This window comes from Actinomadura rubrobrunea NBRC 15275, assembly GCF_001552235.1.
GTDB classification, from domain to species: Bacteria; Actinomycetota; Actinomycetes; order Streptosporangiales; family Streptosporangiaceae; genus Spirillospora; species Spirillospora viridilutea.
The window spans coordinates 16,417-38,206 of record NZ_BCQU01000011.1; the positions used below are offsets into that span (position 1 = coordinate 16,417).

Here is a 21,790-nt window from a genome sequence, read left to right on the forward strand (position 1 = left end):
GCCTTGTAGTGACGGTCACGGACGAGCGCGCTCTCGCCGCCCCGGTCGAGGGCGAGCGCGGCGAGGAGCGGGAGCTGCTGCCGACCGCGTCCGGGAAGCGCACCTGGGCGGCGGTGCGGGAGTTGGCGCGACCGCACCGGCGCACGCTGATGGGCGGATTCGCCGCGCTGGTCGCCGCGACCGCTGTGGGGCTGCTCACCGCGCCGGTGCTCGGGCACGTCATCGACCTGGTCGCCGCGGGCCGTCCCGCGTCCGCGCTGACCGCCCCGGCCGTCTGGCTGGTGGTGATCGCGGTGGCGCAGGGGGCGGCGACCGCCTACGGTCTGGGGCTGGTCGCCCGCGCCGGGGAGGGCATGCTGGCGGCGCTGCGCGAGCGGTTCGTGGAGCGGGCGCTGCGGCTGCCGTTGGAGCGGGTGGAGCGCGCCGGGTCCGGCGACCTGACCTCGCGGGTCACCAACGACGTGTCAGTGATCACCTCGGTGGTGCGGGAGGCGGTGCCCGCGCTGGCGCGCTCGCTGCTGACCATCGGGTTGACGATGGTGGCCCTGGCGGTGCTGGACTGGCGTTTCCTGCTGGTGGCGCTGCTGGCCGTCCCCATCCAGGCCCACACGGTCCGCTGGTACGCGCGCCGGGCCGTCCCGTTGTACGCGGCGCAGCGGGTCGCCGTCGGGGCCCAGCAGCAGGAGCTGCTCGGCTCGGTGGGCGGCGCCGCCACGGTCCGCGCGCTGCGGTTGGAGGACGAGCACGTCGGGCGCGTCGCGGCGCGGTCCCGGGCGGCCGTCGACCTGATGCTGCGCGGGGCGCGGCTGTCCACCCGGTTCTACTCGCGGCTGAACCTGGCGGAGTTCGTCGGGCTGTCGGCGGTGCTGGTGACGGGGTTCCTGCTGGTGCGCGGCGGGAGCGTGAGCATCGGCACGGCCAGTGCCGCGGCGCTGTACTTCCACAATCTGTTCACGCCGATCAACGTCGCGCTGGGCCTGGTCGACGACGCGCAGAGCGCCACGGCGGGCCTGGCCCGGCTGGTGGGCGTGGCGGACGCCGCGCCGGCGCCCTCCCCCGTCCGGGACGCGCCAGGGCAGGTCGGCGACGGGTCCGTGCGGGTCAGCGGGGTCGGGTACTCCTATCGGCCGGGTCATCCGGTGCTGCACGACATCGACCTCCACATCGCGGACGGGGAGAAGGTGGCGCTGGTCGGCGCCAGCGGCGCGGGCAAGACGACGCTGGCGAGGCTGATCGCGGGCATCCATCAGCCGGACCGCGGACATGTCGCCGTCGGCGACGGTAGCGGGTCGCGGGGCGACGTGGCGCTGGTGACGCAGGAAGTGCACGTGTTCGCCGGTCCGCTCGCCGACGACCTGCGGTTGGCCCGTCCGGACGCGACCGACGAGGAGTTGCGCGACGCGCTCGCCCGGGTGGGGGCCTTGGAGTGGGCGTTGGCGCTGCCGGAGGGCCTGGACACCGTGGTGGGCGAGAGCGGCCATCGGCTGACCGCAGCGCAGGCGCAGCAGCTGGCGCTGGCCCGGCTGGTGCTGGCGGATCCGCGGGTCGTGGTGCTGGACGAGGCGACGGCCGAGGCGGGCAGCGCGGGGGCGCGGGCGTTGGAGGCGTCGGCCGCCGCCGCGGTCGAGGGCCGGACCGCGCTGGTGGTGGCGCACCGGCTCACCCAGGCGGCGTCGGCCGACCGGATCGTGGTGCTGGACGGCGGGCGGATCGTGGAAGCCGGCGCGCACGACGAGCTGGTGCGCGCCGGCGGCCGGTACGCCCGGCTGTGGCGTGCGTGGTCGGACGGCCGCGACGGCGGCGCCGACGGTTGAGCGGTCACCCCGCCGACGGTCCGTCCATGGCCTCGACGAGGCTGCGCGGCCGCAGGTCGGTCCAGTTCTCCTCGACGTAGGCCAGGCAGGCGTCGCGGGTGTCCTCGCCGAAGACGACCGTCCAGCCCGCGGGCACGTCGGCGAACGACGGCCACAGCGAGTGCTGCCCCTCGTCGTTGACGAGGACGAGGTAGCGGCCCTCGGGGTCTTCGAACGGGTTGGTGCTCATCGGGTGTTCCTCCTCAGGATGTCGGTGAGTTCGTCGGCGAGGCTCTGGACGGTGGCGCGGTCGAACAGTCCCGCGTCGTAGCGCAGCACGCAGTCGACCGGGCCGGGCCCGTGGGGCTCGTAGAAGCTCAGCGTCAGGTCGGCGGTGAGCGCGCCGGTCGGGACGTGCTGGAAGGCGGTCACCCGGTCGTCGGCGGGCACCTCGTGGTGCACCACCATCACCTGCGGCTCCTGCAGGCCGAGCGCGGACGCCGCGCGGGCGAACGGCACGTCCTGCCGTTCGAAGGCGGCCAGGTCGGCGTCCCGGACGCGCGCCAGCAGCTCGGCGAGGTCCGGGTCGCCGCCGGTGTCGGTGCGCAGCAGGACGATGTCGGAGAAGCAGCCGATGAGGTCGGTGAGCGCCTCGTCGTCCCGGCCCGCGACGGGCGAGGCGATGGGCAGGTCGGTGCCCGCTCCGTGCCGGGTGAGCAGCATGGCGAACGCCGCGTGGAGCACCATGAACATGCTCGTCCGGGTGCGGGCGGCGAGCGCGTCGATCGCCTCGTGCAGGTCGGGGTCGAAGGTGAATTCGAGGTGGTCGCCGTGGGGGCGGTGGTCGGGGGAGGGTTCCCGGTCGTACGGGAGCGGGATCCGGCGGGGCATGCCGTCCAGGGTTTCGCGCCAGTACGCCAGTTGCCGCTCCTCCGCCTCGGCGGCGCGTTCCCGCGCCCACAGCGTGTAGTCGGTGTAGGTGACGGGCAGCGGGCTCCACTGCGGTTCGTCGCCGCGGCACCGGGCCTGGTAGGCGATGGTGAAGTCGCGGAACAGCGGTACCAGGGACCATTCGTCCGCGCCGATGTGGTGCATCGCCAGCAGGAGGGCCTGCGCGCCGTCCGGGGCGGTGAGCAGGCGCGCCCGAAGCGGCGGGCGGGCGTCCAGGTCCGCCTTTTCGGCGGCGAGGGCGCGAAGGCCCGCGTCCAGGTCGGGGACGTCGTGTTCTTCCAGTTCCAGGGGCGCGCCGCGGTGGCCGTCGTCGGCGGCGATGGTGCGGAGCGGTTCGTGGCGTTCGGCGAGGTCGGCCAGGGCGGCGGCGACGGCCGCGCGGTCGAGCCCTTCGGAGGGCCGGAAGGCCCATGCCATGTCGTACGGCGCGTCCGGGTTGCGCCGGCGGCGGGTCCGCTGCCATTCCTGCGCGGGGGCGAGCGGGACGACCTGGGGGCGCTCCGCCGCGGGACGCAGCGGCGGCCGCTCGCCGTCGGGGCGCTCGCCTCGGCGTTCGGCCAGGCGTTCGGCGAGGGCGGCGACCGTGGGGGCGTCGAACACGTCGCGCAGGGCGAGCCCGGCGTCCAGGGTCGTGCGGATCCGGCCCAGCAGCCGCATCGCCGACATGGAGTGGCCGCCCAGTTCGAAGAAGTTGTCGTGGACGCCGACCTCCGGCACGTCGAGGACCTCGGCGAACAGGGCCGCCAGCGTGCGCTGCAGCGCGGTCTCCGGCTTGGCCGTCCCGGTCAGCGCCGACCAGTCGGGGGCGGGCAGCGCGCGGCGGTCCAGCTTGCCGTTCGGGGTGAGCGGCAGCGGCCCGTCGAGCACCACCACCGCGGCCGGGACCATGGAGTCGGGCAGCAGCGTCGCGGCGTGGGCGCGGATCTCGGCCGGGTCGAGGTCGCGGGAGCCGGGTTCGGGCACCGCGTAGCCGATGAGCCGGGTGTCGCGCCCGCCGCAGTCGGCGACGACGGCGGCCTGCCGCACGTCGGGGTGCCGGGTCAGGGCCGCGGCGATCTCGCCGGGCTCGATGCGGACCCCGCGGATCTTGACCTGGTCGTCGACGCGGCCGAGGAAGTCGAGGTCGCCGTCCGGGCGCCAGCGGGCGCGGTCGCCGGTGCGGTACATGCGGGTGCCGGGCGGGCCGAACGGGCAGGCGACGAACCGTTCGGCGGTGAGGGCGGGCCGGCCGAGGTAGCCGCGGGCGAGGCCGCGTCCGGTGACGTACAGCTCGCCGGGGACGCCGGGCGGCACCGGGCGCAGCCGCTCGTCCAGCACGAACACCTGGGTGTTGGGGTCGGGCGCGCCGATCGGCACGGCGTCCGTCCAGCCGGGCTCGGCGGGCCACAGCGTGGAGTTCACCGTGGCCTCGGTCAGCCCGTAGGCCGCGAGCAGCCGCAGGTGCCCGGCCCAGCGGGCGATGACGTCCGGCGGGACGGTCTCGGTGCCGACGAGCACGGTGGCGCCTTCGGGCAGGACGCAGTCGGAGGGCAGCGCCGCCACCAGCGACGGCGGCAGGATCGCGTGCGTGATGCCCTGCTCGCGCATGAAGTCGGTCAGCTCGCGGCCCGGCACGCGCGCCTCGTCCGGGACGAGCACCAGCCGGCCGCCGTGGCACAGCGCCATGGTCAGCTCGAAGATCGTCACGTCGAAGCCGATGGAGGCGAACTGCAGCACGCGGCTGTCGGGGGTGAGGCCCATGCGGTCGACGGCGGTGGCGACGAGGCTGCCGATGCCCTCGTGCGGGACGACGACGCCCTTGGGCCGTCCCGTCGACCCGGACGTGTAGATGACGTACGCGGCCTGGTCGAGCGCCACCCAGGGCAGGGAGCCCGGTTCCGGTTGGATGTCGGCGAGTTCGGCGGCCGCTTCGGGGGCGTCGAGCACCACCCGGCGGACGCCGTCGACCTCGGGCACCTTGCCCGCGACCTCCTCGGTCGCCACGACCGCGGCGGCGCGGGAGTCGCCGAGCATGTAGGCGAGGCGGTCGGCCGGATGCGCCAGGTCGAGGGGCAGGAACGCGGCGCCGAGCTTGTTGACGCCCAGCATCACCGCGACCATCTCCGCCGAGCGCGGCACGGCCACGGCGACCACGCTCTCGGCCCGCACCCCGTGCAGGGCCAGCAGCCGCGCCATGCGGTCCGACAGGGCGTCCAGTTCCGCGTAGGTGACGGTGCGGGGGCCGTCCACGACGGCGACGGCGTCGGGGCGTTCGGCCGCGCGCCGCTGGAACATCTCGACGATGGTCTGCTCCGGCACCACCCGGTCGGTGCGGTTGAAGCCGGTGAGGACGCGTTCGCGTTCGTCGCCGACCAGCACGTCGATGTCGCCGACGCGGACCTGCGGGTCGGCGGCCACGGCGGCGACGACGCGGCCGAGCCGCTCCCCCAGCCTCGCGACCGTCGACCGGTCGAACAGGTCCGAGCGGTACTCCAGCACGCACGCGAGCCGTCCGGTGCGCGGGTCCTCGGCGAAGCTGAACACCAGGTCGAACTTGGCGGTGCGGGCCTCGACGGGCTCCGGTCGCGTCTCCAGGCCGGGCAGGGCGAAGCCGGCGGACGCGTTGGCGCGGTAGCCGACCATGACCTGGAACAGCGGGTTGCGGTCGGGCGAGCGGACCGGGTTCAGCTCCTCCACCACGGCCTCGAACGGCACGTCCTGGTGGGAGAACGCGGCCAGGTCGGTCTCCCGGACGCGGGCGAGCAGCTCGGCGAACGTCGGGTCGCCGGACACGTCGGTGCGCAGCACCAGGGTGTTGACGAAGAAGCCGACCAGGTCGTCCAGCGCCCCGTCGGCGCGGCCGGAGACGGGGGCGCCGAGCGGCAGGTCGTCGCCGGCGCCGAGGCGGTGCAGCAGCGCGGCGACCAGCGCGTGGCACACCATGAACATGCTGGCGCCGCCGCGCTGGGCGATGCGGCGCAGCGCCGCGGTGTGGTCCGGGTCCAGGTCGACGGTGTGCTCGCCGCCGGCCATGCCGGGCCGTGCCGGGTGGGGCCGGTCGGTGGGCAGCTCGAGACGCTCCGGCGCGCCGTCCAGGGTCTTGCGCCAGTACGCGAGCTGGCGGGCGGCCAGGCTGTCGGGGTCGGAGCGGTCGCCGAGCAGGGTCTGCTGCCAGAGCGTGTAGTCGACGTACTGGACGGGCAGCGGCTCCCATTCGGGGGCGCGTCCGGCCTTGCGCGCTTCATAGGCGGTGGACAGGTCGCGCAGGAACGGTCCGTCCGACCATTCGTCGGTGGCGATGTGGTGCAGCAGAAGCGCCACGACGTGCTCGTCGTCCGCCAGTCGCACCACGGTGGCGCGCAGCGGCAGGTCGCGGGACAGGTCGAAGCGGCGTCCCAGGACGTCGGCGAGCACGGCGGGCAGCCGCTCCTCGGCGGCCTCGACGACGCGGAACTCGGGGCGGGCGTCCTCGGCGGGGACGACGCGCTGGTACGGGCGGCCCTCGTGGTCGGCGATGAGCGTCCGCAGGGCCTCGTGGCGCGCCATGACGTCGCCGAGGGCGGCGCGGAGGGCGTCCGCGTCGAGCGGACCCCGCAGCCGCATGACCAGCGGGAAGTTGTACGCGGCCGAGGACGCGAGCTGCTCGATCATCCAGAGGCGCCGCTGGGCGGGCGACAGGGGCGGCTCGGCGGGCCGCTCGTCCGCCGGCACCAGGGCGGGGCGCGTGTCGCCGACGGTGGCGGCGGCGCGTTCGGCCAGTTCGGCGACGGTGGGCGCCTCGAACAGGTCGCGGATGGCCAGTTCGGCGCCGAGCGCGGCGCGGGCGCGGCCGATCAGCCGCGTGGCCAGCAGCGAATGGCCGCCCAGGTCGAAGAAGTCGTCGTCGACGCCGACCCGCTCCACGCCGAGCAGCTCGGCGAACAGGCCGCACAGGACCTCCTCGGCGGGCGTGCGCGGCGGGCGGCTCTCGGCGGCGGCGGTGACGGCCGGCGCGGGCAGCGCCCGCACGTCGAGCTTGCCGTTGACGGTCAGCGGCAGGCGCTCCACCGGCACCAGCGCCGCCGGGACCATGTAGTCCGGCAGGCGCTCCTTGAGGTGGGCGCGCAGCGCGGCGGTGAACGCGTCGGCGTCCGCGACCGGCCAGGTCTCCGGGACGACGTAGCCGACCAGGCGCTTGGCCTGGCCCGGCCCGGAGGCGTCGGCGACGACGGCCGCGTGCGCGACCGCCGGGTGCTCCTCCAGGGCGGCGCCGATCTCGGCGGGCTCCACCCGGTAGCCGCGGATCTTGACCTGGTCGTCGGTGCGGCCGAGGAAGTCCAGGTTGCCGTCGGGTCGGCGGCGGACCAGGTCGCCGGTGCGGTACATGCGGTCGCCGGGCGCGCCGAACGGGTCGGCGACGAACCGTTCGGCGGTCAGCGCGGGGCGGCGGTGGTAGCCGCGGGCCAGGCCGACGCCCGCGATGTACAGCTCGCCGGGCGCGCCGTCCGGCACCGGGCGCAGTGCGGCGTCCAGCACGTAGGCGCGGGTGTTCCAGATGGGGCGGCCGACGGTGGGGGTGTCGCTGTCGAGGGTTCCGCCGCCGAGCGTGTTGATCGTGTACTCGGTGGGGCCGTACAGGTTGTAGCCGAACGTGCCGTCGGTGTCGCGCAGCCGGGCCCACACGGTCTCGGTGACGGCCTCCCCGCCCAGCAGGACCAGCGCGGGGCGGTGCCGTCCGGCGTCGGGGTCGTGGTCGAGCAGGCCCTCCTCGATCAGGTGGTGCGCGTAGGTCGGGGTGACGTTGACGACGTCGATGCGGTGCCGGTCGCAGTACGCCACCAGCGCCTCGGCGTCACGGCGCAGCTCCTCGTCGCAGACGTGCACCTCGTGGCCTTCGACCAGCCACAGCAGCTCCTCCCACGACATGTCGAAGGCGAAGGAGACCGTGTGCGCGATCCGCATCCGGCCCGTCTCGCCCGGGCGCCCGGCGCGCACGGACGAGATCGCGGGGCCGAAGATGGCCTCCCTGTGGTTGAGCTGCATGTTGGTCAGGCCGCGGTAGGGCGTCACGACGCCCTTGGGGCGGCCGGTGGAACCGGAGGTGTAGATGACGTAGGCCGGGTGCTCCAGGCGGTCGGGCCGTGTGCGTTCGAAGCCGGGGCGTTCGGCGTCGGTGACGTCGTCGCCGGGCAGGGACGCGAGCGCCTCGACGGCCGCCGGGTCGTCCAGCGCGATCCGGCGCGGCCGGTCGGGCAGCACGGACGCGGCGACGGCGGTGGTGGTCACCACGCAGATCGGGTCGGCGTCGGCGAGCATGCGCGCCAGCCGTTCGGCGGGGTGGTCCAGTTCGAGCGGCAGGTACGCGGCGCCGGTGCGCAGCACCGCGAACAGCGCGGCCACCGTGTCGGCCGAGCGCGGCAGCGCCAGCGCCACCACCCGTTCGGGGCCCGCGCCGTGCGCCAGCAGCAGCCGGGCCAGCCGGTTGATGCGGGCGTTCAGCTCCGCGTAGGTGAGGGTCGCGTCCTTCGCGACGATCGCCACCGCGTCGGGGGTGCGCGCTGCCTGGGCCGCGAGCATCTCCGAGACGGTCTCGTTGGGCAGGGGGCGGCGGGTGGAGTCCCACTCGGCGGCCAGGGCGCGCCGCTCTTCGGGCTCCAGCAGGTCGAGCGCGCCGACGCGGGACGGGGTCGCGCCGTCCAGGCCGTCGACGAGCCGTTCGACGGCGGTGGCGAAGCGCCGCAGCAGGGCGTCGGCGAACGCCCCGTCGATCACGTCGGGGCGGTAGTCCAGCTTCATCCGCACGGGCGTGCCCGGCGTGACGATGAAGGTGATCGGGTAGTGGGTGGCGTCCCGCCCCTCGGCCTCGGCGATGCCGTGCCGGCGCCGCAGCTCGGCCATGTCGTCCTCGTCGCCGAGGTTCTGCAGCACGTAGAGGGTGTCGAAGAGGCGGGCGTGCCCGGACGCCTGCTGGATGTCGCCGAGGCCCAGGTAGTCGTGCGGCATGAGCGCGACGCGTTCGCCCTGGACGCGGCGCAGCAGGTCGGGGACGGTCTCGCGGGGGTCCAGGGCGACGCGGACGGGCACGGTGTTGAGGAACATCCCGATGACGGACTCCACGCGGGGGACGTCCGCGGGCCTGCCGGCCACGGCGGTGCCGAACACCACGTCGCCGCGGCCGGCGGCGTTGGACAGCACCAGCGCCCACGCCGCGCTGAACACCGTGTTGAGGGTCAGGCCGTGGCGGCGCACCGCCTCGTACAGCCGTTCGGTGACGGGGAGCGGCAGTTCGGCCCGGCGGCGTTCGGGGACGACCGGCTCCAGGGCGCGGTCGACGGGGCCGACGAGGGTCGGCTCGTCCAGGCCGGCCAGCGCGTCGCGCCACGCGGCGGCGGCGCGGTCGGCGTCCTGTTCCTTCAGCCACGCCAGGTAGTCGCGGTACGAGCCGGCCGGGGGCAGGCCGGAGTCGTCGCCGCGGCGTTCGTACAGGGCGATGAGCTGTTCGAAGAACAGCCAGGCGGACCATCCGTCCCACAGGATCAGGTGGTGGGTGAGGACGAGCCGGTCGGTGTTGTCGCCGAGCCGGACGAGCAGGATGCGGAACAGCGGGGGCCGCGCCAGGTCGAAGCGGCGTCTGCGGTCGGCCGCCAGGATGTCGTCGACGGCCGCGCGCCGCCGCTCGGCGTCCAGCGCGGACAGGTCGAACTCCTCCAGCGGGGGTTCGGGGCCCGCGGCGATGAACTGCACGGGCTGCCGGAGGCCGTCGCCGGTGAACCCGGCGCGCAGCGCGGTGTGCCGGGCCAGCAGCGCCGCGCAGGCGGCGCGCAGCCGGTCGGCGTCCAGACGGTAGGGGAAGTCGAAGGCGACCTGGGCGGTGTAGACGTCGAGGGCGCCGGTGTCGTAGCTGGAGTGGAAGAAAAGCCCTTCCTGCAGCGGCGACAGCGGCCAGACCTCTTCCACCGGCAGGGGGCTGATCCGCGCCAGGCGGTCGCGTTCCTCGTCGGTCAAAGCGACGAGGGGGGCGGTCGCGTCCGGTCCGCGTCCGTCGGCGGCCTCCCGCGCCGCGGCGGCGAGGGCGGCGGGAGTGCGGTGCTCGAACACCTCCTGCGGGCCGATCGCCAGTCCGGCGCGCGTCGCCCGGCCCGACACCATGACCGTCAGGATGCTGTCGCCGCCCAGCGCGAAGAAGTCGTCGTCGGCGCCGACCTCGTCGAGGCCGAGCACCTCGGCGAAGATGCCGCACAGCAGCCGCTCGCGCTCGGTGCGCGGCGGCCGCGCGGTGCGCGCGGCGGCGGGCGCGGGGGCGGGCAGGGCGTCGCGGTCGAGCTTGCCGCTGGGGGTCAGCGGAAGCTCGTCCAGCACGACGACGTCGGACGGGACCATCGCGTCCGGCAGCGTCCGCGCCAGGAAGGCGCGCAGCTCGGCGGCGTCCAGGCGGGCGCCGGGCTCGGGCACGACGTAGGCGACCAGCCGGGCGCCGCCCGGCCCGTCGTGCCGGTCGACGACGGCGGCGCGCCGCACGCCCGGCCGGTCGGCGATGCGGGCCTCGACCTCGCCGGGCTCGATCCGGTTGCCGCGGATCTTGACCTGCCGGTCGGCGCGGCCGACGTACACCAGCAGGTCGGCACCGTCCAGGTCGGCACCGTCCCAGTCGGCTTCGTCGGACGGGTGCCGTCGGACGAGGTCGCCGGTGCGGTACATGCGCTGCCCGGGCGGGCCGAACGGGTCCGCCACGAACCGCTCGGCCGACAGGGCGGGGCGCCCGTGGTAGCCGTGGGCGAGCTGGGCGCCGCCGACGTAGAGCTCGCCCGTGGCGCCTGGCGGCACCGGCCGCAGGCTGTCGTCCAGGACGTACAGGCGGGTGCCGGCCACCGGTCGGCCGATCGGCACCGCGCCGCCCCGGTGGGAGCCGTCGTACTCCCAGTGGGTCACCTGGATGGTCGTCTCGGTCGGCCCGTACACGTTGTGGACGGGCACGCCGGTCAGCTCGCGCCAGCGGTCGGCGAACGCGCCGGTGAGCCGTTCGCCGCCGCTGAAGACGCGGCGCAGGCCGCGGACCGACTCCAGGTCGCCCGCGTCCAGTGCGGACTGCAGGAACGCCGCCAGCATCGACGGCACCATCGCCATCGTGGTGACGCCGTGCTCGCGGATGAGCCGCCGCAGGTGGGCGGGGTCGCGGTGGCCGCCCGGGCGGCGCACCGGCACGATGGCGGCGCCGGCGCACAGCGGCCAGAACAGCTCCAGCAGCGAGGCGTCGAAGCTCGCCGACAGGTGGTGCAGCACGCGGTCGTCCGCGCCGAGCGGGAACCGTTCGCGCAGCCAGGTGAGCTGGCTGACGATCGCGCGGTGCGGAACGAGCACGCCCTTGGGACGGCCCGTCGAGCCCGAGGTGTAGATCAGGTACGCGGGGTGCTCCGGCCCGGCCGCCGGTTCGGCTGACGGGGCGTCCTCGTCAGCGGCGTGCCGGGCGTCCGGCTCGTCGAGCAGGACGCGGGCGACGCCGTCGACGTCGGGCAGCCGCTCCGCCGCCTCCCGTGTCGTGAGGACCGTGCGGGCGCCCGAGTCGGTGAGCATGTACGTCAGGCGTTCCGGGGGCAGGTCCACGTCGAGCGGAAGGTAGGCGGCGCCCGCCTTCAACGCCCCCAGCAGGGCGACCACCAGGTCGGCCGAGCGCGGCACGGCGACCGCGACGACGTCGGCCGGGCGCGTCCCGGCGCCCCGGAGGCGCCGCGCGACGGCCCTGGCGGCGCGGTCGAGCTCGGCGTAGGTCAGCGGACGGTCCCCGGCGACGGCGGTCGCGTTGGGGGTCCGCGCGGCCTGGGCGGCGACGGCGGCGTCGAGGGTCGGCGCGATCGCCTCCAACGGCTCGGCGGTGAGCGCCGCGCGCGCCCGCTCGTCCGCGGACGGCGGTTCGATCCGCGCGACCGGGCATTCGGGGTCGGCGGCCACCGCCTCCAGGAGCGCCGTCAGCCGGGCGGCGATCCGCTCGGCGGCGGCGGTGTCGAGCCTGGCGGTGTCGTGGTCGATGCGCAGCGCCAGCCTGCGGCCGGGCAGCACGACCAGGGCGAGCGGGTACTGCTCGACGTTGGCGAAGTCGATGTCGGTGACGGCGACGGTGCCCGAGGGGTCGCGCAGGTCCGGCTCCTCGGGGTAGTTCTCCAGGACGACGAGGGTGTCGAACAGGTCCCCCGCCCCGGCGAGCCGCTGGATGCGCGCCAGCCCCAGGTACTGGTGGTCGAGCAGCGCCGACTGCTCGTCCTGGAACCGGGCCAGCGTCTCGGCCGCCGGCTCCCCCGGACGCCACCGCATCCGCACCGGCAGCGTGTTGACGAACATGCCGACCATCGACTCGATGCCGGGCACGTCCGCGCCGCGGCCGGAGACGGCGGTGCCGAACACCACGTCGGTGCGGCCGGTCATCCGGCCGAGCAGCAGGCCCCAGGCGCCCTGCACGAGGGTGCCGAGGGTGAGCCCGTGGCGCCGCGCGCACGCGGCGAGGGCGGCGGTGGCCCGCTCGGACAGCTGGACGCGCACGTCGGCCCTGCGGCGGCTCGGGTCGGGGTCGGCGTCCGCGGCGCCGCGCGGGGGCGGCAGGGTCTCGACCAGGCGGGTCGGCCCCGCCAGGTCGTCGAGCGCCGCGCGCCAGGCCTCCAGCGACGCCTCGCGGTCGCGGCCCGCCAGCCAGGCCAGGTAGTCGCGGTACGGGGTGGCCGGTTCCAGGTCGCCGCGGGCGCCGTCGTCGGCGTGGTCGTCGGCGTGGTCGTCGGCCTTGTAGTAGTGCAGCAGCTCGCGGAGCATGATCTGCACCGACCAGCCGTCCGCCACGATGTGGTGGAACATGAGCACCAGGGAGTGGTGCTCGGGGCCGAGGCGCACGAGCGTGCAGCGCAGCAGCGGCGGGCGTTCGAGGTCGAAGCCGCGCAGCCGCTCCTCGGCGGCGACGGCGGCGGCGCGCGCCGTGCGTTCGCCCTCGTCCAGGCCGCTCAGGTCGATCAGCCGCCAGGGCAGGTCGGGCCGGTCGCGCGGGACGAACTGCACCATGCGGCCGTCGTCCAGCCGGGCGAACCCGGCGCGGAGCGGGGCGTGGCGGTCGAGCACGGCCTGGGCAGCGCGGCGCAGCGCCTCCGGGTCCAGGCGTCCGCGCAGCTCGATGACGTGCTGGACCACGTAGACGCTGCCGGACGCCCCGTCGACGAGCGCGTGGTAGAAGAACCCCTCCTGAAGCGGGGTGAGCGGGAGGATCTCCTCGATGTCCCCGGCGAGGCGGGTCAGCCGGTCGACGTCCTCCCGCGTCGGCCGGATCAGCGGTTCGGCGTCGGCCGCGGGCGCCGCCGTCCGGGCGGTGTCGGAGGCCGCCGCCGCGAGCGCGGCGACGGTGCGGTGGCGGAAGACGTCGCCGGCCGACAGCGCCAGCCCGGCGGCGCGGGCGCGGATGAGCACCTGGATGGCCAGGATGCTGTCGCCGCCGAGCTCGATGAAGTCGTCGTCCACGCCGACGTCCGACACTCCGAGCACGTCGGCGTAGATGCCGAGCAGGAGCTCCTCGCGCGCGTCGCGGGGCGGGCGGGCGGGGGCGGTGCGGCGGGAGGAGGCGAGTGCGGTGTAGTCGGGCGCGGGCAGGGCCTCGCGGTCGAGCTTCCCGCTGGGCAGCACCGGCAGCGCGGTGAGCGGCACGAACGCCGCGGGGACCATGTAGTGGGGCAGCTTCTCGCGCAGGTAGGACCGCAGCGTGTGCATGAGCGCGCCCACGTCGCGGAAGCCCGACGGCGTGTTGGCGTACGCCGTGGGCGGGTCGAGGTCGTCGTCGCGAGGCCGGTAGATCGGGCCCGGGTCCACCCCGGCGGCGGCGAACACCACGTCGACGGCGCCGTCGGTCCTGCCGCCGGTCCAGGTGGCCTCCACCGTGTAGCCGAACTCCTCGCCGATGGCGTGGAAGGCGTCCGGGTCGACGCCGTCGGGCGCCGGCGCGTCGGGCCACAGGGTCCGCAGCGCGTTCAGGTCCGGGGTCAGGCGGGCGTTGGGCACGCCGGTGAGCCGCAGCAGCGCGGGGCCCTCGGACAGCCGGTCCGCGAGCGCCGGCAGGTCGGGGACGTCGGTGCCCCAGCGCAGGTCGAGGGCGGACGGCGCGGCGGGGTGCGGACGGGTGCTCAGGACGACGTCATAGCGGTACCGGCTCAGCTCGTTGTGGTGCCGGGCGCGCTTGATGCGCACGTCGACGCCGCGCACGTCCTCGAGAGTGCGCGCCAGCGACGCGAAGAAGTCGGGGTCGAGCAGCAGCTCGCCTTCCCAGCGCACCGCCTGCTCGACCGCCGCGCGCGCGTCGCGCACGGCGGACGGATCGAGCCGTCCGCCGCGCCGGGCGACCTCCACGGCGGCGCGCAGGCACCGCAGCAGCCGCAGGTTGCGCACGTCCCCGACGAACACGCTGCCTCCGGGGGCGAGCAGGTCCACCGCGGACCGCAGCACCTGCACGAGGTAGTCGGCGCTGGGGAAGTACTGCACCACCGAGTTGACGACGATCGTGTCGAAGTACCCGCGGGGCAGGTCCTCGACGTCGTGCGCGGGCTGGGCCCGCAGCTCCACCCTGTCGGCCAGCTCGGGCACGGCGCGCACCCGGCGCCGCAGCCCCTCGACGGCCTCCTCCGACAGGTCGGTGCCCCAGTACGCCTCGCAGTGCGGCGCGACGCCGGAGAGGATCAGGCCGCTGCCGACGCCGATCTCCAGCACCCGGCGCGGCCGCAGGGCCAGGACGCGGTCGACGGTCGCGTTCCGCCACTCCCGCATCTCCTCCAGCGGGATCGGCGTGCCGTCGTAGGTGCTGTTCCATCCGGCGAAGCTCTCCGCGAGACCGCCGTCCCCGGTTCCCACGGCCGAGTAGAGCAGTTCGTGCACCTGCTTCCACTCGTCGAGCTGCCGGCGCTCGCGGTGCTCGTCGCGGCGGGCGCGCGGCCCCGCGGCGGGGACGACGTAGGCGACCAGGCGGCGGTCGCCCGGCCGGTCCTCGCGCACGGCGACCGCCGTCTGGGCGACCGCGGGGTGGCCGCCGAGGACGGCCTCGATCTCGCCGGGCTCGACGCGGAAGCCGCGGATCTTCACCTGGTCGTCGGCGCGTCCGACGAACTCCAGCTGGTCGTCCTCCGGGCGCCGCCGCACCAGGTCGCCGGTCCGGTACAGCCGTCCGCCCGGCGGGCCGAACGGGTCGGCGACGAACCGCTCGGCGGTCAGGCCGGGGCGGTTGAGGTAGCCGCGGGCCAGGCCCGGGCCGCCGAGGTACAGCTCCCCCGTCACGCCCGGCGGGACGGGGCGCAGGGCGTCGTCCAGCACGTAGGCCCGGGTGCCGGGGTCGGCGTACCCGATCGGCACCGTGGAGCCGGGCGGCGGGTCGTCGGGGCATTCGCCGAGCGTGGAGTTGACGGTGGCCTCGGTCGGGCCGTAGGCGTTGAACATCCGCCGCCCCGGCGACCAGCGGGCGACCAGCTCCGCGGGCACCCGTTCGGTGCCGGCCAGCAGCGTGGAGTCCAGCGGCAGCGTGCAGTCCTCCGGCATCGCGGCCAGCAGCGCGGGCGGCAGGATCATGAAGTTGACGTCGTGCGCGTGGGCGTACTCCGACAGCTCCGGGCCGGGGACGCGGCGCTCCGAGGGAGCGATCACGAGCCGCCCGCCCGACAGCAGCCCCAGGCACAGGTCCCAGAACGCGACGTCGAAGCTCGGCGAGGCGAACTGCAGGACCCGGCTGTGCGGTCCGACGCCGAGCCGCTCGGTCTGCGTGGCGACGAGCTTGGCGACGCCGGAGTGCGTCACCACGACGCCCTTGGGGCGGCCCGTGGATCCGGAGGTGTAGATGACGTACGCGGCGTTGCGGACGTCGAGCGCGACGTCGGGGTCGGACTCCGGGCGGGCGTCCAGTTCGGCGACCACGGCCGGGTCGTCCAGCAGCAGGCGCGGCATGCCCGCGGCGTCCGGGACGGACTGCGCCAGTGCGCCGGTGGTGACCAGGCAGACGGGGGCGGCGTCGGCCAGCATGAAGGCGAGGCGCTCGGCCGGGTAGTCGGGGTCGAGCGGCAGGTAGGCGCCGCCCGCCTTGAGCACCGCCAGCTCGGCGATGATCATGTCCGGGGAGCGCGGCAGCGCCAGCGCCACGACCCGCTCGGGCCCCACGCCGCGTTCGGCCAGGGCGTGCGCCAGCCGGTTCGCCCGGGCGTTCACCTCGGCGTAGGTGAGTTCGACGTCCTCGAACACCAGCGCCACCGCGTCCGGGGCCGACCGGACGCGTTCCCGGAACATCTCCGGCAGCGTCGCCGACGGCACCGAGCATTCGTTTTCCTGAGTCACGACCGCACCTCCGACACGGACGAGTTCGCCTGCTCACCGCTGTGACCGGGTCGGCACCGCGCCCCGACCCGGTCGGCCCGTGCACCGGGGGTCAGCCCGTGCCGTTCAGCAGCGGCACCATCCGGTCGATGGCGTACGGGATGCTCAGCACCGTGTTGAAGGAGACGGCCGCGCCGACCGGGTTGTACGGCACGAACACCACGCGGTTCTCCTTGACGACCTTCAGGCCCTTGTAGACCTTGTCGCCCTCGACGGTCTTGCGGGCGTCGGGCACGGAGGTGAGGAAGACCAGCCGGTCGGCGTCGAGCAGGTCGGCCCGCTCGGACCCGATCACCGCGGCCTGCTCCTTGCCCGCGGCCTTGGCGATCTCGTCCGGGACCTTCATGCCGAGGCCCTTCATGAACTCGACCTTGGCGTCGCCCGGGCCGAACACGGCGTACTGGCCGGGCTTGAACGGGTCGGCGATGGCGAACGTCTTGCCGACCAGCTGCGGGTTCTGCCGCCGCGCCGCGGCGAACCGCTGGTCGACCTCGGCGATGAGCTTCTTGGCCTGCTCCTCCTTGCCGAGCGCCCGCCCGATGATCAGGGTCGACTCCTGCCACGGCATGGCGTAGTCGTCGTACTCGGGCGACTGCGCGACGGTCGGCGCGATCTTGGAGAGCTGGCCGTACTGCTCCTTGGTGATGCCGGTGTAGAGGGCGAGGATCAGGTCGGGCTTGAGCGCCGCGATCTTCTCCATCTTCAGGTCCTCGCGCTGGCCGACGACGGTGGGCGCGGTGCCGCCCCACTTGTCGGCGCTCCAGGGGTACTTCTCGACGCTCAGGCCGAGGCCGGTGAACTCGACGACGCCGACGGGCTTGACGCCCAGCGCCAGCACCGCGTCCTGGTCGGTCCAGCCGACGGTGACGACCCGCTCGGGCGGCGCCTTGATCTCGGTGGTGCCGTACTTGTGCTCGATGCGGACGGGGGCGGCCCCGCCGGCGGCGGCCTCGGCGTCGCCGTCGGAGTCTCCGCCGCAGGCGGACAGGCCGAACGCGGACAGCAGGACGGCCGCCAGCGCCAGGACGAGTCTTCTGGCGAGCGACGGACCGGTGCTCGCAAGCGATGTGGGGGACATCGACTCCCTTTCGGAATCGTGGTTGCGCCGGGCACGGCGGAACACGCGGGGCGGCCCGGCGTCGGCGATACTAAGGTAAGCCTTGCCTAATCACAAGGCCCTGCACGCTGTCGCGGCCGCAGGTAAGGTATGGCTCACCTAAGCTCATCGATAGGTCATCGATCGTGGCCGTACCCCCGGACAGGTTGGGATCAATGGCGGGAGACAACCGTGCCGCCCGGCCGGCGCTGCTGGCCGCGGCGCTCGCGCTGCTCGGCGCGCTGTGCCTGCTGTCGATCGCGGTGGGCAGCCGCCAGATCCCCCTGGACGAGGTGGTGCGGGCGCTCACCGGGCCGCGCGACACCGAGGTCGCGACCATCGTCTGGGACGTGCGCCTGCCGCGGACCGTGCTGGGCGTGCTCGCCGGCGCCGCGCTCGGCCTCGCCGGGGCGGTCATGCAGGGCCTGACCCGCAACCCGCTCGCCGACCCGGGCCTGCTCGGCGTCAGCGCGGGCGCCGCGTTCGCGCTGATGCTGGCGGTCGCGGTGGCGGGAATCACGTCACTGCACGGTTACATCTGGTTCGCCTTCGCCGGGGCAGTCGTCGCCGGCGTCGCGGTGTATGTGCTCGGCGGGCTCGGCCGGGGCGGGCAGACCCCGGTGAAGCTCGCGCTCGCCGGCATCGCCGTCACCTTCCTGCTGGAGTCGATCACCCGCGGCGTCTCGCTGGTCGACCCGCAGGTGCTCAACCGGTACCGGTTCTGGTCGTCCGGGTCGCTGGCCGGGCAGAACACCGCGCTCATCGGGCAGGTGCTCCCTTTCCTCGCGGTCGGCGCGGTGCTGGCGCTGAGCCTGGCGCCCGCGCTGAACAACCTCGCGCTGGGCGACGACGTGGCCGCCTCGCTCGGCCGGCGGCTGCGGCTGGTCCGCGCGCAGGGCGCGGTCGCGGTCACGCTGCTGGCCGGCGCCGCCGTCGCGGTCGCGGGCCCGATCGTCTTCGTGGGGCTGGTCGTCCCGCACGCGGTGCGCGCCGTCAGCGGACCCGACCAGCGGTGGCTGCTGCCGCTCACCGCGCTCGTCGCGCCCTGCCTGCTGCTGGCCGCCGACATCGTCGGACGGGTGGCGGCCCGTCCGCAGGAGGTCGACGTCGGCGTCGTCGCCGCGTTCCTCGGCGCGCCGTTCTTCATCGCGCTGGTCCGCCGTCGCCGCCTGGCCGAACTGTGAGCCGTCCATGAGCCTCATCGAACTGACCCGGTCGGGCGGACGCACCGCGGTGCGGCTGACGCGTCCGCCGGTGTCGGCCGTCGTGCGGCCCCGGCTGCTGGCGACGTGCCTGGGCCTGGCCGCCGCGACGTTCCTCGTGCTGTGCCTGGGGCTGGGCTCGGGCGACTACCCGCTCAGCCCGCAGGAAGTCGTCCCGGCGCTGTTCGGGGCGGGCGACGGCGGGACCGTGCTGGTCGTCCGGGAGCTGCGGCTGCCGCGGGCGCTGGTCGGGCTGCTGGCGGGCGCCGCGTTCGGCCTGTCGGGCGCGATCCTGCAGACGCTCACCCGCAACCCGCTGGCCGCGCCCGACATGCTCGGCATCACCCAGGGCGCGGGCGCCGCCGTGGTCGGCGGCATCGTGCTCGGCCTGGGCTCCGGGCTGGGCGCGCAGACCCTCGGACTGGCCGGGGCGCTGCTGACCGCCCTGCTCATCTACGCGCTGGCGTGGAACCGCGGCACCACCGGGTTCCGCATCGTGCTCGTCGGCATCGGCGTCAACTGGATGTGCGCCGGCGCCACCCAGTACCTCATCGTCAGGGCGAAGGAGTTCGAGGCGCAGCAGGCCGTGGGCTGGCTGGTGGGCGACCTCAACGGCAGGAGCTGGGAGAGCGTCCGCCCGCTGGCCGTCGCGCTGGCCGTGCTCGTGCCGCTGGCGCTCCTGCTCGGGCCGTGGCTGCGGGCGCTGCAGCTCGGCGACCAGGTGGCGGGAGGACTCGGCGTGCCGGTGCAGCGGGCGCGGCTGGCGCTGCTGTGCGTCGCCGTCGGGCTGGTCGCGTTCGCCACCGCCGGGGCCGGGCCGGTGGCGTTCGTCGCGCTGGCCGCGCCGCAGATCGCGCTGCGGCTGGCCGGCGCCGCCCGGCCGCCGCTGACCGCGTCCGCGCTCGCCGGGGCGCTGATCGTCCTCGGCTGCGACCTGGTCGCGCAGCGGATGTTCGCCGACCTGGAGCTTCCCGTCGGCGTCGTCACCGGCGTGTTCGGGGCGCCGTTCCTGCTCTGGCTGCTCGCCCGGGCCAACCGCACCGGCTCTGGAGGCTGAACCGTGACATCCACGTCCATCCGCACGCGCGACCGCGCCGGCGGCGCCGACCGGTCCGAGCCCGACCTGCGCGCGAGCGGGCTCCGGCTGTCCTACGACGACCGCGTGGTGGTCGACGGGCTCGACCTGGTCGTGCCGCCGGGGCGGATCAGCGTCATCATCGGCGCCAACGCGTGCGGGAAGTCCACGCTGCTGCGCGCGCTTGCCCGGCTGCTGACGCCGCGCGGCGGCGCCGTGCACCTGGACGGCCGCGCCATCCACACCATGCCGACGCGGCAGGTGGCGCGGCGGCTGGGCATCCTGCCGCAGTCGCCGGTCGCGCCGGAGGGGCTGACGGTGGTCGACCTGGTCAGCCAGGGCCGCGCCCCGCACCAGACCTGGTGGCGGCAGTGGTCGTCCGCCGACGAGGAGGCGGTGACCGCGGCGCTGCGCGCGACCGGGATGCTCGAGCACGCCGCGCGCCCGGTGGACGAGCTGTCGGGCGGGCAGCGGCAGCGCGCCTGGATCGCCATGGCGGTGGCCCAGGGCACCCCGATCCTGCTGCTGGACGAGCCGACCACCTACCTCGACCTCGCCCACCAGGTGGACGTGCTCGACCTGGTCGTGGACCTGAACCGGCGCGAGCACCGCACGGTGGTCATGGTGCTGCACGACCTGAACCAGGCGTGCCGGTACGCCGACCACGTCATCGTGATGAAGGCGGGCGCGATCGTCGCCGAGGGACCGCCCGCCGAGGTGGTCGACGCCGACCTGGTCGAGGACGTGTTCGGGCTGCGCTGCCACGTCGCCACCGACCCCGTCAGCGGGACGCCGCTGGTCATCCCGATGGGCCGTCACCACGGCGCGCCCGCCGAAGCGGACGGATCCGCGGACAGGGCCGGCGACGTTGCCGGTGACGGGGCCGGTGACGGGGCCGGTGACGGGGAGCGCGCCTCGTCCGGCGGACGCACGGCGTCTTGACCGTCCGCCGGACGACACCACCGCCATAGCGTGGACGGGGCGCCTCCTTCGCGCCGCGAAGGAGGCGCCCCGCTTCGGGCCTGCGTGTCAGCTCTGCATGGCGTAGGAGTCGCTGCGCGCCGCCTGCAGGCGCTCCGCCACCGATTCGGTGATCTCCCCGGCGCGGATGGCGGTGTTGGACAGCAGCGTCGAGCCGATGCCGTGGGTGTGCTCGGTGGCGCCCTGCAGGTACAGGCCGCAGCGCATCGGGGGCGTGGTGGCGATGCGGTAGTCGCGTTCCACGCGCAGACCGCCTTCGGGACGCCGCAGGCAGTACTCGCCGGCCTCGCCGAGCAGTGTCAACGGGTCGCACGGCCGGTATCCGGTCGCGTAGACCAGGGCGTCGGCCTCCAGGACGGTGCGTTCACCGGTCGGCAGGAACTCCACCGTCGCGTGCACCGCCGCCGCGTCGGCCCGGACGTCCACGACGCGGGAGGTGTTCATGATGCGCAGCCGCTGCCTGCCGTGCACCTTCTCCTGGTAGTAGCGCCGGTACAGCTCGTCGATGAGGTCCAGGTCGACCACCGAGTAGTTGGTGGAGCGGTGGTAGTCCATCAGCGTCCGCTTCACCTCCTCCGGCGCGGTGAAGAAGTGGTCGACGGCGTCCGGGTCGAAGATGCGGTTGGCGAACGAGCTGTCGTCGGCGGGGGTGTAGCCGTACTTCGCGAACACCGCGCACACCTCGGCGTCGGTGTACGTGCGGTGCAGGTAGTCGGTGACCTCGGCGGCGCTCTGTCCGGCGCCGACCACGAGCAGGCGGCGGGGGTCGCGCAGCGAGGACACGCGATCGAGCAGTTCCGCGCTGTGCCAGATCCGCTCGCCGGCGACCGCGCCGTCCGGCAGCACCGGTTCCAGGCCGACGGCGATGACCAGGTTGCGGGTGCGGCGCGTGGTGAGCTCGTCCGAGGAGCCGCCCTGCCGCACCAGCACGTCCAGGTGCTCCACGGCGCCGTCGACGACGACGGGGGTGACGGCGACGACCTCCGAGCCGTACTCCACCTGGTCCGCGAAGGCCGAAGCCGCCCACTCCAGGTAGTCGTGGAACTCGGCGCGCGAGGGGAACAGCGTCTTGTGGTTGATGAAGTCGACCAGCCGCCCGCGCTCGTGCAGATAGCTCAGGAAGCCGAACCCGCTCGCCGGGTTGCGCATCGTGACCAGGTCCTTCAGGAAGGACACCTGCATGGTCGTGCCCTCGATGAGCATGCCGCGATGCCAGCCGAACGCCGGTTGCCTCTCCAGGAACACCGCGTCCACCGTCTGCCCGGTGCGTTCGCGGTGCTCGCGCAGCGCGATCGCCAGGGCGAGGTTGGACGGGCCGAAGCCGATGCCGACGAGATCGTGGACGTGCATGTCCGAGGGGGGCATG

General features: G+C 74.9%; 8 protein-coding genes. 4 read left to right on the forward strand and 4 right to left on the reverse strand.

Annotated features, from left to right (window positions below; genetic code table 11):
- Positions 1–8: 8 nt before the first annotated feature.
- Positions 9–1,814, forward strand: coding sequence for an ABC transporter ATP-binding protein (locus AR3_RS05185; RefSeq protein ID WP_067909221.1), 1,806 nt, complete (start codon positions 9–11; stop codon positions 1,812–1,814).
- Between the two features lie 4 nt (positions 1,815–1,818).
- Here the strand turns inward: AR3_RS05185 and AR3_RS05190 are convergent, their stop codons facing one another.
- The 3 genes from AR3_RS05190 to AR3_RS05200 form a co-directional block, all read right to left on the reverse strand.
- Positions 1,819–2,043 carry an MbtH family protein gene (locus AR3_RS05190; RefSeq protein WP_067909223.1) on the reverse strand — a complete coding sequence of 75 codons (225 nt, stop codon included), beginning with the start codon at positions 2,041–2,043 and terminating at the stop codon, positions 1,819–1,821.
- Positions 2,040–16,031, reverse strand: a complete 13,992-nt coding sequence (locus AR3_RS05195; RefSeq protein ID WP_217998455.1) for a non-ribosomal peptide synthetase — start codon at positions 16,029–16,031, stop codon at positions 2,040–2,042. The genes AR3_RS05190 and AR3_RS05195 overlap by 4 nt, the downstream gene beginning before the upstream one ends.
- A 91-nt stretch (positions 16,032–16,122) precedes the next feature.
- Positions 16,123–17,148: an iron-siderophore ABC transporter substrate-binding protein gene (locus AR3_RS05200; protein ID WP_067909229.1), complete on the reverse strand. Its 1,026-nt coding sequence runs from the start codon at positions 17,146–17,148 to the stop codon at positions 16,123–16,125.
- Positions 17,149–17,342: 194 nt separating this feature from the next.
- Between AR3_RS05200 and AR3_RS05205 the strand changes: the two genes are divergently transcribed.
- From AR3_RS05205 to AR3_RS05215, 3 genes are read left to right on the forward strand one after another with little or no spacing between them, the layout of a single operon-like run.
- Complete coding sequence (locus AR3_RS05205; RefSeq protein ID WP_067909232.1) at positions 17,343–18,350, forward strand: FecCD family ABC transporter permease; 1,008 nt, start codon at positions 17,343–17,345, stop codon at positions 18,348–18,350.
- A 7-nt stretch (positions 18,351–18,357) separates the two neighbouring features.
- Entirely contained in the window at positions 18,358–19,425 is a 1,068-nt protein-coding gene (locus tag AR3_RS05210) for a FecCD family ABC transporter permease (protein WP_067909235.1), read from the forward strand.
- 18 nt (positions 19,426–19,443) lie between these two features.
- Complete coding sequence (locus tag AR3_RS05215) at positions 19,444–20,385, forward strand: ABC transporter ATP-binding protein (RefSeq protein WP_083950971.1); 942 nt, start codon at positions 19,444–19,446, stop codon at positions 20,383–20,385.
- An 87-nt stretch (positions 20,386–20,472) separates the two neighbouring features.
- On the opposite strand, the gene AR3_RS05220 is transcribed toward AR3_RS05215, so the two are convergent.
- Positions 20,473–21,789 carry a lysine N(6)-hydroxylase/L-ornithine N(5)-oxygenase family protein gene (locus AR3_RS05220; protein ID WP_067909238.1) on the reverse strand — a complete coding sequence of 439 codons (1,317 nt, stop codon included), beginning with the start codon at positions 21,787–21,789 and terminating at the stop codon, positions 20,473–20,475.
- Between the last annotated feature and the right edge of the window lies 1 nt (position 21,790).

What these genes read in the sequence shown, in the direction of transcription:
- AR3_RS05205 (WP_067909232.1), top strand. Translation starts at nt 17,343, where the DNA reads ATGGCGGGAGACAACCGTGCCGCCCGGCCGGCGCTGCTGGCCGCGGCG.
- AR3_RS05220 (WP_067909238.1), bottom strand. Translation starts at nt 21,789, where the DNA reads ATGCCCCCCTCGGACATGCACGTCCACGATCTCGTCGGCATCGGCTTC.
- AR3_RS05190 (WP_067909223.1), bottom strand. Translation starts at nt 2,043, where the DNA reads ATGAGCACCAACCCGTTCGAAGACCCCGAGGGCCGCTACCTCGTCCTC.
- AR3_RS05200 (WP_067909229.1), bottom strand. Translation starts at nt 17,148, where the DNA reads ATGTCCCCCACATCGCTTGCGAGCACCGGTCCGTCGCTCGCCAGAAGA.
- AR3_RS05210 (WP_067909235.1), top strand. Translation starts at nt 18,358, where the DNA reads ATGAGCCTCATCGAACTGACCCGGTCGGGCGGACGCACCGCGGTGCGG.